Origin of the sequence: Streptomyces sp. JH34 (genome assembly GCF_029428875.1) — a bacterium.
Taxonomy (GTDB): Bacteria; Actinomycetota; Actinomycetes; order Streptomycetales; family Streptomycetaceae; genus Streptomyces.
The window spans coordinates 4,581,460-4,593,988 of record NZ_JAJSOO010000001.1; the positions used below are offsets into that span (position 1 = coordinate 4,581,460).

General features: G+C 72.3%; 15 protein-coding genes. 8 read left to right on the top strand and 7 right to left on the bottom strand.

The features are described 5' to 3' along the window. The first annotated feature begins 54 nt into the window (after positions 1-54). From LWJ43_RS20450 to LWJ43_RS20460, 3 genes are read left to right on the top strand one after another with little or no spacing between them, the layout of a single operon-like run. Positions 55-237: a hypothetical protein gene (locus tag LWJ43_RS20450; RefSeq protein WP_277336074.1), complete on the top strand. Its 183-nt coding sequence runs from the start codon at positions 55-57 to the stop codon at positions 235-237. Then, complete coding sequence (locus LWJ43_RS20455) at positions 237-365, top strand: hypothetical protein (protein WP_277335950.1); 129 nt, start codon at positions 237-239, stop codon at positions 363-365. The genes LWJ43_RS20450 and LWJ43_RS20455 overlap by 1 nt, the downstream gene beginning before the upstream one ends. Before the next feature lie 48 nt (positions 366-413). Next, positions 414-947 (top strand): hypothetical protein, encoded by a 534-nt coding sequence (locus LWJ43_RS20460; protein ID WP_277333665.1) that lies wholly within the window; start codon positions 414-416, stop codon positions 945-947. Between the two features lie 13 nt (positions 948-960). Here LWJ43_RS20460 and LWJ43_RS20465 read toward each other — a convergent pair whose 3' ends face one another. Further along, entirely contained in the window at positions 961-1,740 is a 780-nt protein-coding gene (locus LWJ43_RS20465) for a DeoR/GlpR family DNA-binding transcription regulator (protein ID WP_277333666.1), read from the bottom strand. Between the two features lie 534 nt (positions 1,741-2,274). Between LWJ43_RS20465 and LWJ43_RS20470 the strand changes: the two genes are divergently transcribed. Then, positions 2,275-3,210: an RCC1 domain-containing protein gene (locus tag LWJ43_RS20470; protein ID WP_277333667.1), complete on the top strand. Its 936-nt coding sequence runs from the start codon at positions 2,275-2,277 to the stop codon at positions 3,208-3,210. Between the two features lie 90 nt (positions 3,211-3,300). Here the strand turns inward: LWJ43_RS20470 and LWJ43_RS20475 are convergent, their stop codons facing one another. Then, positions 3,301-4,173, bottom strand: coding sequence for an excalibur calcium-binding domain-containing protein (locus tag LWJ43_RS20475; RefSeq protein WP_277333668.1), 873 nt, complete (start codon positions 4,171-4,173; stop codon positions 3,301-3,303). A gap of 198 nt (positions 4,174-4,371) precedes the next feature. Next, a complete protein-coding gene (locus LWJ43_RS20480; protein ID WP_277333669.1) occupies positions 4,372-5,265 on the bottom strand; it encodes a helix-turn-helix domain-containing protein in 894 nt (297 codons plus the stop codon). 135 nt (positions 5,266-5,400) lie between these two features. On the opposite strand from LWJ43_RS20480, the gene LWJ43_RS20485 reads away from it, so the two are divergent. The 3 genes from LWJ43_RS20485 to ku all read left to right on the top strand — a co-directional run bounded on the left by LWJ43_RS20485 (position 5,401) and on the right by ku (position 7,783). Next, positions 5,401-6,096: an SDR family NAD(P)-dependent oxidoreductase gene (locus LWJ43_RS20485; protein ID WP_277333670.1), complete on the top strand. Its 696-nt coding sequence runs from the start codon at positions 5,401-5,403 to the stop codon at positions 6,094-6,096. A 67-nt stretch (positions 6,097-6,163) separates the two neighbouring features. Then, the gene (locus LWJ43_RS20490; protein ID WP_277333671.1) at positions 6,164-6,640 is read left to right on the top strand and encodes a GNAT family N-acetyltransferase; all 477 of its coding nucleotides are present in this window, start codon (positions 6,164-6,166) and stop codon (positions 6,638-6,640) included. Positions 6,641-6,802: 162 nt separating this feature from the next. Beyond that, positions 6,803-7,783: a non-homologous end joining protein Ku gene (gene ku / locus LWJ43_RS20495; RefSeq protein WP_277333672.1), complete on the top strand. Its 981-nt coding sequence runs from the start codon at positions 6,803-6,805 to the stop codon at positions 7,781-7,783. Positions 7,784-7,820: 37 nt separating this feature from the next. Here ku and LWJ43_RS20500 read toward each other — a convergent pair whose 3' ends face one another. Both LWJ43_RS20500 and LWJ43_RS20505 read right to left on the bottom strand, forming a co-directional pair. Beyond that, positions 7,821-8,780, bottom strand: coding sequence for an ATP-dependent DNA ligase (locus LWJ43_RS20500; RefSeq protein ID WP_277333673.1), 960 nt, complete (start codon positions 8,778-8,780; stop codon positions 7,821-7,823). Between the two features lie 85 nt (positions 8,781-8,865). Further along, positions 8,866-9,459 (bottom strand): dihydrofolate reductase family protein, encoded by a 594-nt coding sequence (locus tag LWJ43_RS20505; RefSeq protein WP_277333674.1) that lies wholly within the window; start codon positions 9,457-9,459, stop codon positions 8,866-8,868. A 136-nt stretch (positions 9,460-9,595) separates the two neighbouring features. Between LWJ43_RS20505 and LWJ43_RS20510 the strand changes: the two genes are divergently transcribed. Beyond that, the gene (locus LWJ43_RS20510) at positions 9,596-9,784 is read left to right on the top strand and encodes a hypothetical protein (protein ID WP_277333675.1); all 189 of its coding nucleotides are present in this window, start codon (positions 9,596-9,598) and stop codon (positions 9,782-9,784) included. Here the strand turns inward: LWJ43_RS20510 and LWJ43_RS20515 are convergent. Next, positions 9,756-10,355, bottom strand: coding sequence for an isochorismatase family protein (locus tag LWJ43_RS20515; RefSeq protein WP_277333676.1), 600 nt, complete (start codon positions 10,353-10,355; stop codon positions 9,756-9,758). The two genes, LWJ43_RS20510 and LWJ43_RS20515, sit on opposite strands and share 29 nt — an antisense overlap. Positions 10,356-10,495: 140 nt before the next feature. After that, complete coding sequence (locus LWJ43_RS20520) at positions 10,496-12,115, bottom strand: cellulase family glycosylhydrolase (RefSeq protein ID WP_277333677.1); 1,620 nt, start codon at positions 12,113-12,115, stop codon at positions 10,496-10,498. Positions 12,116-12,529: the final 414 nt, after the last annotated feature.

Consider the following 12,529-nt stretch of genomic DNA (forward strand, 5'->3'; position numbering starts at 1 on the left):
AGGAAGAGTATGCACTCGCTCGCATGTATATGCAAATGCCGTCATGGGGCCCCGATGACCGCACCCGCACCGGCCGCCGCCCCGCACCACCCACGCCTCGCCACCGGCGTCCTCGCCTTCTGCGGAGTCGTGGTCGCGATCATGCAGACGATCGTCGTCCCGCTGCCGACCTTCCTGGCCGCCGGCCGCCGGCCGCCCGCCTCCCCGGCCGCGAACCCGCCCTGCGCGCCGAGCTGATCGCGGGTCATCTCATCGGCCTGGGCGCCACCCTGAGCCTCCACCGCGAGGGGGCCGGCCCCCTCGCGACGCCCGAGCACCTCGCCGACCTGTACGCCCCCGCGTTGCAGGCTCTGGTGGCGGGCTGACCCACCGGCAGCGGTATGGTCCGACTCCGAAGCGACGAGGGGGGCCTCATGTTGATCCGTACCGGCCTGCGTGCCGTGATGCCGGCCGCCGCACTGGCGGCGTTCCTGGTGGGCTGCGGCGCGGCGAGCACCACAGACGGCCCGGGGGGTGGCGTCCCGTACGTGGACCCCTCCGCGGCGGTCGCGGCGGCGGCGGAGGCCGACAAGGCGTCCCCGATGGCCACGCCCTCACCGACGCCGGCACTCGTCATCCAGGAGGACCCGGACGCGCCGGAGCTCGTCCGCGACGCCTTCGCCGGGCTCCAGGCCACTTACCAGGACGGCTGCACCCCCGGGGACGGGAACTGCGCCTATTTCCTGGGCCGGGTCAACAGCGAACTGAACCGTCTCGACAGGGCGATGAAGGCCGACAAGAAGGGCCCGGGCCACTTCGAGGAGCCCGTCGCCTGGATCGGCACGCTGCGCACGACGCTGGACGGCGACGTGTCCACGCCCAATCTGGAGAAGCACCGCACCGAGCTGACCGGCACGCGGGACCGCGTCAACAGCTGGATGCAGGGCCACCCGGAGGACTACCGCTGACACCTGCGAAGGATCACACCCGCAGGACGTCGATGCCCAGGGCGGTGAACTCCTCGACGACGTCCTCGGGCGCGTCCCGGTCAGTGACCAGTACCGACACCGCGCTGGTCTCGCAGACCTGGGCGAAGGCGCGGCGGCCGAGCTTGGAGGAGTCGGCCACCACCACGACCGTGCCCGCGCACTCGGCGAGGGCACGGTTGGCACCGGCCTCGGACTCGTCGTGGGTGGCCGCACCGAACCGGGCGTGCACGGCGTCCACGCCGAGGATCGTGTAGTCCAGGGCGAGGGTGCGCAGGACGGAGTCGACCAGCGGGCCCACGAGTTCGTACGAGTTCGGCCGGGCGACCCCGCCGGTGACGACGATCTTCACCTGGGGTCGGACCGCCAGCTCGTTGGCGATGTTGATCGCGTTGGTCACCACGGTCAGCGCCACGCCGCCGCCCGGGGGCTCCGGCCGCAGCGCCAGCTCCCTGGCGACCTCGGATGTCGTGGTCCCGCCGTTGAGCCCCACCGTGGAGCCGGTCGGGATCAGCTCGGCCGCGGCCTTCGCGATGCGCTGCTTCTCGTCGGCCCTGCGCGCCGCCTTGTAGCGCAGCGGCAGGTCGTAGGCGACGGTGCTCGCGACGGCCCCGCCCCGGGTGCGCGTCAGCAGGTTCTGCCGGGCGAGCTCGTCCAGGTCGCGGCGGACGGTGGCCGCGGAACAGCCGAGCTGCTCGGCGGCTTCGAGCACGTCGATCTGGCCCTGGTCGCCGAGGATCTCCAGCAGCCGGGTCCATCGTGTGTGTGCCGCCACCTGGTCCTCCCCGGGGCCTCTCGTGCGGATCAGGCTGGGCTCGCACGCCCTGGCTCGCAGTGAACCCTATCGCCCGGGACGGGCCAGGACGTCCAGCAGGCGTGCCACCTCCGCGGCGACGGCGTCGCGCGCCGGCCCGAGGTGCTTGCGGGGGTCGGCCGCCTCGGTGCGCCCCGCTCGCGATGGCCTGCGCGTGTTCGATCTGCACGACGTTGAAGGCCCCGACGCCGGTCGCGTCGGTCCGTGCACCGTGGGTGATCTCGCCGGTGGATATGAGCGGCATGGGCGTCCTTCGCGGGTGCGGGCTGCGTGAACCCCGGCGAATGGTGCTCGAAGTTGCTCATTGATAGCTTGTTTGAAGCATGTTGGAAAAGAGCGGTTGCGCTGTCCGTGCGGTCGTGAAGGCGCGGCCCGCACGCTCTCGGTCCTCTCTCGCGCCGGTGGTTGGCTGATTAACTCCCCCTGACAGGGCGGACGTTGTACTTGGATGGCGATCACACACGGGTTCCACGACGACCTTGCGAGGGTTGATCCATGCCGAACGGAATCGTCCGACTCCACCGCTTCGGAGCGGCGTTGGTGATGAGCGGTCTCCTGTCCGCGCTGTCCGCCGTCCCCGCGACGGCGGCCGAACCGTCCGCCGCGCCGTCGGCGGCGACCTCGGTCGTCTCCTGGGGCGGGAACAACGACTGGGGCGAAGGAACGGTCCCGGCCGAGGCCCAGTCGGGCGTCGACGCGATCGCCGGCGGTTACTTCCACGGACTGGCCCTGAAGGACGGCCGGGTGCTGGGCTGGGGGGCGAACTTCGACGGTCAGCGGACGGTGCCCGCCGAGGCGCTGTCCGGCGTGGACGCGATCGCGGCGGGCAACGACCACAGCCTGGCGCTCAAGGACGGCGAGGTCATCGCCTGGGGCGGCAACGAGTACGGCCAGTCGACCGTGCCCGCCGAGGCCCGGTCCGGTGTCGACGCGATAGCGGCCGGGGCCTGGGTGAGTCTGGCGCTGAAGGACGGGAAGGTGATCGTGTTCGGGCAGCACAGCGCTGAACAGTCGACCGTGCCCGCCGAGGCCCAGTCGGGCGTCACCGCGCTGGACGGAGGCGTCTACACCGCGCTCGCCGTGAAGAACGGCGGGGTGATCGCCTGGGGCGACAACTACTTCGGCCAGACCACGGTGCCCGCGGAGGCGCTGTCCGGTGTGGACGACGTCGCCGCCGGCATCTTCCACAGCCTGGCGCTCAAGGGCGGCAAGGTCATCGCGTGGGGCGACAACCGTTACAAGCAGACCACCGTGCCCGTCGAGGCCCAGTCCGGAGTCTCGGCGATCTCCGCCGGCGAGTGGTACAGCCTGGCGCTGAAGAACGGCAAGGTCATCGCCTGGGGCAGCGGACGGACGGCTCCGAGCTCCGTGCAGTCGGGCGTCAGCTCCATCGAGGCGGGGCCGAACTCGGCCTACGCCCTGAAGGGCTGACGGAGCGCCCCGCAGGGGCCAGGGAGCAGAGCAGTCGCCTCCGGTGAACTGGAGGCGGCTGCTCTGCGGTGGTGGCGAGCGAGTAGCGGGCTACTCGCAGGCGACTCCGTCGCCGTCCCGGTCCAGGTGGGATCCGTATCCGGGATCCCCTCGGTGGATGGGGGCAGCCCCCGCGGCGCGCACGGCGGTGCAGTTGGCGTAGGAGGTGCTGCCACCGCCGGTGGAACCGCCGCCCGAGCTCCCGCCCGAGGATCCGCCGCTCGAACCCGACGATCCGTACGGCTCGCAGCCGACGCCGTCGCCGTCCCGGTCCAGGTGGGCGGCGTAACCGCGCTCACCGCGCCGGACTGGCGCAGCCCCGGCGGCCCGTGCGGCGTCGCAGTTCTCGTAGTACACGGACGGTTCGGCGGGCTTCGTGGCCTTCGCCTTGGGAGCCGGCGCGACCGTGGGCGTCGGGGTCGGCGTGGGCGTGGGCGTCGGGGTGGGTGTGGGAGTCGGCTCGGAGACGGTGATCCGTACGACGGCACTGTCATCCGCCGGGCCCTTGCTCCTGCCCTTCAGGGCCACCTCGTACGTGAACTCGTCCTCGCCCGCGTACCCGTCGGCCGGGGTGTAGGCGAAGGCGCTCCCTTCGACGGTGACGGTGCCGTGCGCGGCCGGGCTCTTCGTGGTCAGGGTGAAGTCGGCAGCCCCGTACGTGGCGAGGAGCGCGGCGTCGGTTCCGTCCTCCAGTTTCACGAGGTCGTTGGCGAGTGCCGCGATCGTGATCTCCTGCCCGGCCTCCGCGCCCGCCGTGTCGTCGGCGAGCGCGAGCGTCCGCTCCGCGGTGGGTGACGCCGTCGCGGCCGCGGGCTTCGCGTCCGGGCCCGTTCCCCCGTCGCTCCCGCATCCCGCCAGGACCAGTGCCAGGACCGCGGCCCCCGCCGACGTCGTCAGCCTGCCCCGTGTCGCGCGTGTGTTCATGTGCCCCCCAAGGTGCTCTGTGGTGCTGTGCAGCCGAGGGGATGCTCGCAGCGGCGGCCGGGCCGGACGGTGTCCTCCACGAAAAGGAGGCGAAATTGTGATGAAGATGTGGAGGAGGGGTGTGGGCGTCTTGGAGGTGGAGATCCTGCGGCCCGGCCGTCCGCGTGCCCCCGGTGCATCGGAGCACCCCGGGGTGGTTCAGTTCATGGCCTGCGTGCCGATGACGTCGAGCAGGGCGAGCCGGGCGGCGGCCTCGCTGCCCGGGGCGGCGGTGTAGGCGACGACCCGCAGGTCGCTGCCCGCGGCGACCAGGACGTCGCAGTCGAGGGTGAGCGCCCCGGCCTCCGGGTGGTTGACGGTCTTGGTGGCCGACTCGTGGGTGCCCACGATGCCCGAGTCCCACAGCTCGGCGAACACCGCTCCGGTCTCCCGCAGTTCCTTGACCAGGGAGCGCAGTCCCAGGTCGGCGGGGTAGCGGGCGGTCGCCGCCCTGAGGTCGGCGACCACGGCCGCCTCGAAGGCGGAGCGCTGCTCGGGGGTCTGGCTGATCCGGCCGTGGCGACCGGTGAAGTGCCGCCAGGCGATGTTGCGTTCGCGGCCGCGCAGTGCGGACGGATCGCCGAGCAGCGCCGCCCAGGAGGGGTTCCACTCGACGAGGTTCCACGCGGCGTCGTGGACGCTCAGCGGGGCACCGTTCAGCTGGTCGAGCAGCCTGCGGAGTCCGGGCGGGATATGGGTCGGGACGTGGCCGGGCCCGGGTTCGGGCTGTCCGGCGAGGAGGTACAGGTAGGTGCGTTCGTCCGCCGTCAGCCGCAGGGCGCGGGCCAGGGAGGCGAGGACCTGCGGCGAGGGGGACGTGGCCCGGCCCTGTTCGAGGCGGGTGATGTAGTCGACGGACAGGGCGGCGAGCTGGGCCAGCTCCTCGCGCCGGAGCCCTGCAGCCCGGCGGACCCCGCCGGCGGGCAGGCCGACCGTGGTGGGGGAGAGCCGGTCGCGCCAGCCGTGCAGGGCGTTGCCCAGGTCGTTGGTGCCAGGGCCTCTCGACCGGTTCCCGGCCGGGGCCCGGGGCGGTGACTCCTCGGATGCGCTCACCCCTCCAGTATCCGCGCGGGGCCGCCGCACAGCCTGGTACCGGCAGTCCACCCGATGCGGCGGGTACTCCCTGTGCCCCGGAGACACGAGGACGGTGGAGGCACGACCTCTTCCGACGGACACAGGAGCGCCGCCATGACCACCACCCTCATCACCGGAGCGAACAAGGGCCTCGGCTTCGAGACCGCCCGCCGCCTCGTCGAGGCGGGGCACACCGTCTACGCCGGGGCCCGTGACGCCGGGCGCGGCGAGGAGGCCGCGGCACGGCTCGGGGCGCGCTTCGTGCAACTCGACATCACCGACGAGGACTCCGTCGAGGCCGCCGCGGCCTTCGTGGAGAAGGACGCCGGCCGGCTGGACGTCCTGGTCAACAACGCGGGGATCAGCGGTGCCCGCAAGCCGGTGGGCGAGATGACCGGGACGGACATGCGCAACACCTACGAGACCAACGTCTTCGGCGCCGTACGTGTGACCAGGGCGTTCCTTCCGCTGCTGGAGGCGGGTCAGGCTCCGGTCGTCGTCAACGTGGCGAGCGGTCTCGGCTCACTGGCGGCGACGAATGACCCGAACCGCATCGAGTACACGGTGGCGGCGCTGGACTACAACTCGTCCAAGACCGCCCTGGTCATGGTGAATTCGCAGTACGCGAAGGCCTACCCCGGCATCAGGTTCAACGCCGTGGACCCCGGTTACACAGCCACCGACCTCAACGGTCACACCGGGCACAACACGGTCGAGGAGGGAGCGGACATCATCGTGCGCATGGCCCTGATCGGGGCGGACGGCCCGACCGGCGGGTTCTTCGACGCGGCCGGCCCCGCCGCCTGGTGAACCCGGTGCCCGGGCCGGGCCGGTATTTCGATGGCCGGGCGTCAGGGTGCGCCCGTACGGTGCGCGCATGACTACGCAGCTCCGCCTGGAGAAGGTGACCCCGGCCAACGTCCTCGACGCCTGCCGGCTGAAGGTCGCACCCGAGCAGGAACGGTTCGTCTCGCCGGTGGCCAGGTCCCTGGCCGAGGCCTACGCCGATCCCGGCACGGCCTGGCCCCGGCTGATCTTCGACGGCGAGCGGCTGGTCGGCTTCGTGATGGCCTTCTTCGACGTCCGGTTCGATCCCGCGGACCCGGAGGACCGGCCCCGCTCCGGACTCTGGCGCCTCGCCGTCGCCGCCGGGGAGCAGGGCCGTGGGTACGGCCGCTTCGCGGTGGGTGCGGTGTGCGAGGAGATCAGGCGGCGCGGCGGGAGCCGGGTGACGGTGACCTGGGGGGAGGGGGAGCACGGGCCGGAGGAGTTCTATCTGCGGCTCGGGTTCCGGAAGACCGGCGAGATGAGCGAGGACGAGGTCGTCGGCGAGCTGGACCTGCCCCGCGGGTGACCCGTCCCCGGTGATCCACATGCGGTCCGTGGCCGGGGGCGCGAGGATCGGGGATACGGGCGGTGGCCCGGTTCGCGCCAAGGCCCTCTCGGGCCGGTTCTCCCTTCCAGGCGCACCGGTCCGCCTCCCGGCCTGACGGTCAGGGGGGTCTGGAGGTGACGGATGCCACGGCCCCTGTGGACGGGAGCGATCAGCTTCGGGCTGGTCACCATCCCGATCAAGGTGGTGTCCGCCACCGAGAACCACTCGATCTCCTTCCACCAGTACCACCGCGAGGACATGGGCCGGATCCGCACCCGCAAGGTGTGCGAGCTCGACGGCGAGGTCCTGTCGCAGGAGGAGATCGGCAAGGGTTACGAGGTCGCCAAGGACCGGACCGTGCCCGTCACGGACGAGGAGCTCGACCGGATGCCGCTGCCCACGGCGAAGGCCATCGAGATCGTCGCGTTCGTCGAGGCCGACAGCATCGACCCCGTGCGGATCAGCGACAGCTACTACCTCGCTGTCGACGGCCAGGTCGCCGCGAAGCCGTACGCGCTGCTGCGGAAGGCACTGGAGCGCAGCGACAAGGTCGCCGTCGCGAAGTTCGCCTGGCACAACCGTGAGCGCCTCGGTCTGCTCCGGGTGCGGGAGGACGCGATCGTGCTCCACTCGATGCGCTGGCCGGACGAGATCCGCAGCCCGGAGACCCTCGCCCCGCGGGAGACCGAGCTGGACGAGGACGAGATCGAGCGTGCCGTGCAGCTCACCGACAGCATGGCCCTGGACGACATCTCCGGCTTCCGCGACCGCTACCGGGAGGCGCTGGAGGAACTGCTCGCGGCCAAGTCCGAGGGCAAGGCCCTTCCGGCTGCCGCGGGGGCCGAGGAGGAGGAACCGGGGAAGGTCATGGACCTGATGGCCGCCCTGAACGCGTCCGTGAAGGAGGCCAGGGAGACGCGGGGCGAGGACGCGACCGTGCACGAGATGACGCCGGGCAAGCCCCGCGCCCGGAAGAAGGCAGCCCCGGCGGGCAAGGAGACGGCGGCGAAGAGGACGGCGGGGAAGAAGGCGGCGGCGAAGAAGACCGCGTCGAAGAAGACGACGGCGGCGAGGAAGCAGCCGGCCGCGAAGACGGCCGCGAAGAAGCGCACCGCCTCCTGAGCGCCCCGGGGCCGGCGTGCGCCCCGGGGGAGGTCCGTCACCCGAGGTCGTCCGGGGCGAGGTCCGGCCGCAGCCGGTGCCAGGAGGGCTGCCGCAGCCGCCCCGCCTTCGTCCGGGTCGAGTAGCGCACCTCGCCGACGAGTCGGGGCAGCACCCACCGCGCACCGGCGACCGGGGGTTTCTCGTCGAACGGGCAGGTGTCGACGGCGGCGACGCGGAGCAGCCCGGCGAGCCGGGTCCTCTCGGCGTCGCTCCACCCGGTGCCGACGCTGCCCGCGTAGCGCAGGCCGCCCGGGTGCCGTTCACCGACCAGCAGCGCCCCCGGCAGACCGCCCAGCCGGCCCCGCCCGGGCACCCAGCCACCGACGACCACGTCCACCGTGTGGGCATGGCGGATCTTGATCCACGTACGGGCGCGGACCCCCGGCTCGTACACCGAGCTCAGCCGCTTCGCGACCAGCCCCTCGAGACCGGCCTCCCGCGTCATCGTCAGCGCCTGCTCGCCGTGCCCCACGACGACGGCGGGCGTCGACCAGTGCGGACCGTCCAGCCCGAGCCCTTCGAGCGCCGCCCGCCGCTCGGTCCAGGGCAGCCGGACGAGGTTCCGGTCGCCCAGGAACACGGCGTCGAACAGCACCAGGTGCGCCGGTACCCGCTGCGCCATGCGGGCGGCCTTCGCGGGCGACCCCGAGAGGCCCATGCGCGATTGCAGCCGCTCGAAGTCGCTGCGCCCCTGGTCGTCCAGCGCGACGATCTCACCGTCCAGTACCGCCGGCACGCCCCGGAGCGCGGGCCCGAGGGCGGCCAGGTCCGGATACGCCGGGGTGATGACGGCTCCCGACCTGGCCAGCAGCCTGAGCGAGCCGTCCCCCGGCAGATAGGCCATGGCACGCTGACCGTCCTGCTTCACCTCGTACGCCCACTGCTCGTCGACGGCGGCGGGCGGCAGACGACCGGGGGTGGCGAGCATCGGGGCGATCAGGGGCAGAGAGGCCATGGCCGCAGCCTCTCAGCAGTAACGTCACCGGGCCCGGAGACACCACGCCTACGCCGTCACGTCACGGGGCCCGGTGGCACCACCCCTACGCCGGGTCGACCGCACGGTAGGTGCACACGTGCACGCCCGTGCCGCTGATCGCCGTCGACACGAGTTCGAGGGGGCGCAGCGCACCGTCGCCGGGGAAGATCGTCTTGCCGCCGCCGACGATCACCGGCATGACCATCAGCCGCAGCTCGTCGGCCAGCCCCTCGCGCAGGAGGGTCCGCGCGAGCGTGGCGCTCCCCATGACCAGCAGGTCGCGGCCCTCGGCCGCGCGCAGCTCCCGGATACGGGTGAGGGCCGTCGCGCCCGGGACGAGGGTGGTGTGGGACCAGGTCAGTTCGTCCTCGCCCAGGGTGCCGGAGACGACGTGCTTGGGGATGGCGTTCATCCGGTCGGCGAAGGGGTCGCCCGCCCGCTCCGGCCACGCAGCGGCCATCGTCTGCCACGTACGGCGCCCGAAGAGCAGTGCGTCGGCGTCCTTCAGCGCGGTGTCGAACGCGCCGCCCACCACCTCGTCGAAGAAGGGGTGCGACCAGCCGCCCTGTGTGAAGCCGCCTTCGGTGTCCTCCTCGGGCCCGCCGGGGGCCTGTACGACGCCGTCCAGACTCATGAACTCACTGATGACGATGCGCATGATCCTCGGTCCTCTTTCCGCTCTGGTGTACGGCTGTGAAGACCGCCGCACACCGAGAAAGTAATCGGTGTGCGCTGTAGACGAGTTGGGGACACCGGAAATGCCGGGGACGGCTGTGCGCGGTCGTGGCAGCACCGTGACCGACGGCCTGTCCTCGCGCACCCTGGCCGAGATCACCCGGCTGGAGCTGAGCCGCGACCACCTCGCGCCCGGCGGGGTCAGCGAGGCCGTCCGCTGCTGGAAGGCACACGTGCGGCAGCCGCTGGGAGCGCTGTGGCGCGACGGTGTGCGACAGCTCAGGTGCCCGGGGCCGCAGGGGCCGTGAACCCGACGTCGGCGGAGCGGGCGGTGACATCGGCGTCCCTGCTGAGAGGCCACGCGGCGACCCGCGAGACCATGGCCGCGGGCACCACCGCGCTGATTCCGGGCTCCGCCGGTATGTCGTACGTCGCGTGGGCGTCGTACGGCAGGACCACGCGGTGTCCCAGCGCCACGGCCGTGCGCGCCGTCGCCTGGACGCACATCTCGGACATCAGGCCGCAGACGGCCAGTGACCGCACCCCGGACGAGGTCAACAGCCCCTCCAGGGACGTCTCCTGGAACGCGTCGTCGTGCGTCTTGCGGATCACCACGTCCCCGCGTCCCGCCTCGACGGGATGGTGGAGCTCCCAGCCGGCGGTGTGGGGCTCGTCGGCCGCCCCGGCGGGCCCGTCGTTCTGGACGTGCACGACGAGGGCCCCCGCCTCCCGTGCCCGAGCGATCATTTGCGCCGTCCGGTCCACCAGACGCGCCGCCTCGGGCAGCGCCCCGTCACCACGGACGAAGGCACGCTGGACGTCGACAACGATGAGGGCTTCGAGGTGAGTCGGGTGCGGATGGTCTGCTCGGGAGGTCATGCCGTCATCATGGCCCTCGGGTGGGGGCGTGGGACGTTTTTGGGGTGGCCCGTCGCGGGCGGGTGACCGTGGCGGCGGGGTCCGGGAAAAGGGCCGCCCGGCAGGGGTGCTGGCCCCTGCCGGGCGGTGCGACGAGCGGGTCAGGCCGTCGTGCAGGCGGTGCCGCTGAGCGTGAAGGCGGTCGGGGTCGTGTTGGTGGCTCCCCTGGTGCCGGTGAAGCCGACCGTGACCGAGCCGTTCGCGGCGATCTGGGCCGTGTACGCGGCGGGGGCGACACCGACCTCGGCCCCGCTCTGCGTGGGGGTGCCGCCCCACATGTTCGACACGGTCTGCCCGTCGGCGAAGCTGAAGCCGAGGTTCCATCCGTTGATGACGGCGGTACCGGTGTTACGGATGGTGATCTCACCCTGGAACCCGCCCGGCCACTCGCCGACCACGCGGTATCCGACGGAGCAGCCCACGCCCGGCGTGGGGGTGGTCCTGTCGGTGGTGACGCCCACCGTGGCGGACCGTGCCGAGCGGTTGCCGGCGGCGTCGCGGGCGTAGACGGCGAACGAGTACGCCGTCTCCGCGGTGAGGCCGGTCACGGTGACGGCGGTGGTGGTGGAGGAGGCGACGGAGGTCTCGGAGGCCCCGTTGACGCGGACGACGTCGTAACCGGCGATGGCAACGTTGTCGGTCGCGGCGGTCCAGGACAGGGTGGCCGAGGTGGCCGTCACCGCGGAGGCGGTCGGGGTCCCGGGGGCGGTCGGGGCCTGCGTGTCGCCCGGGGTGCCGCCACCGAAGACGGTCGCCTCCTCGGAGGTCTGGGCGATGCCGTTCGCGCCGTGGAAGACGCGCTCGCCCCAGGAGCTCAGCCGGCTCGGGTCGAAGTCGACGGCGAGGTCGAGGATCGGGTCGGTGTTGCCGCTCCAGGACCACGCCAGGTAGCCGAGGCCGAGCTGCTCGGCGGTGGCCATCATGGTGTCCTCGTCCGGGTCGCCCCACTGGTCTGCGGGGCCGCCGAACTCGCCGATGAGGAGGGGCAGTCCGGCGTCGACGAAGGCGTTCAGGTAGTCGGTGACCGCCTGGGCCGAGTTGTAGACGCTGTACATGTGGATCGAGAAGATCAGGTTGCCCGTGGTGTCGGCGTCGTACACGGCCTGGGCGTTGGCCCGCATGACGCCCTGCCAGTCCTGACCCCAGTTGGGCGCGTCCACCATGATCGTGTGGGCGAATCCCGCGCCGCGGAGCTTCTGCACCGCTGCGGTCGTCGGCGCGGTCCAGCCGGCGGGGTCGGTGTTGCCCCAGGGCTCGTTGCCGATGTTGACGATGACGTAGTCCTCCTGGCCGGCGAGGACGTCCTTGAGGCTGATCCAGTAGTCGGCCGCGTGGTCGAGGGTGCCCGCGGCGGCGTCCTCCCCGTAGCCGGTGGTGTCGTGCACCTCCAGCACGCAGATCAGCCGGTTGGTCCTGCAGTCGGCGATGATGCCCGCGACCTCGGCGGGGCCGTTGCGCGTCCAGCGGTGGCCGTCGGAGAGGACGACGCGGACGGTGTTCGCGCCGAAGGACTTGATGTCGGCCAGCGACTGCGTCTCGCCCGGGTACCAGGTGTGCGCGTGGTTGACGCCGCGCATGACGAAGTCGTTGCCGTTGCCCTCCAGCAGGCGGCCGTCGCTGATGTGCAGACCGGTCGCCGCTGCCTCAGCCTGCGCCGGCCGGGCCTGGGCGGCCGCCGGCCCGAGCGCGCTTAGCAGGACGACTCCGAGAAGGGCTGCCATGGCCCTGAGGAGGAGGGGTAAGGGGCTCGTTCGTGCCGTTTTCGTTGCTGATCTCACTGCGACTCCAGAAGTGGGTGCCGGGTGACGCACGCATCGGATGGGGACGTGGGAGCGCTCCCATAAAGCCATCTCGGCAGGGGCACGTCAAGAGATCGCGCATACTTCGGGGTCCTGCGCGGTGCGCTGCCCGCCCCGCGCCGACGGGTGCGGCGCGGGCAGGTCTCTCCGTTCGTTCGCGGGCTCCGGCACGGGTCACCCGCCCGGCGGTCCCTCGAGATCGGTTCCGGCGACGGCAGGCCGCGCGCCCGTGCCTCATGGACGCATTCTGCGGGGCTCCACCGACAGCCGACCGCACGGACGCCCGGCGCCCCGGGGCCCACGTGCAGTGCGGCCGGCTGACCTCCGCCGCTGCGA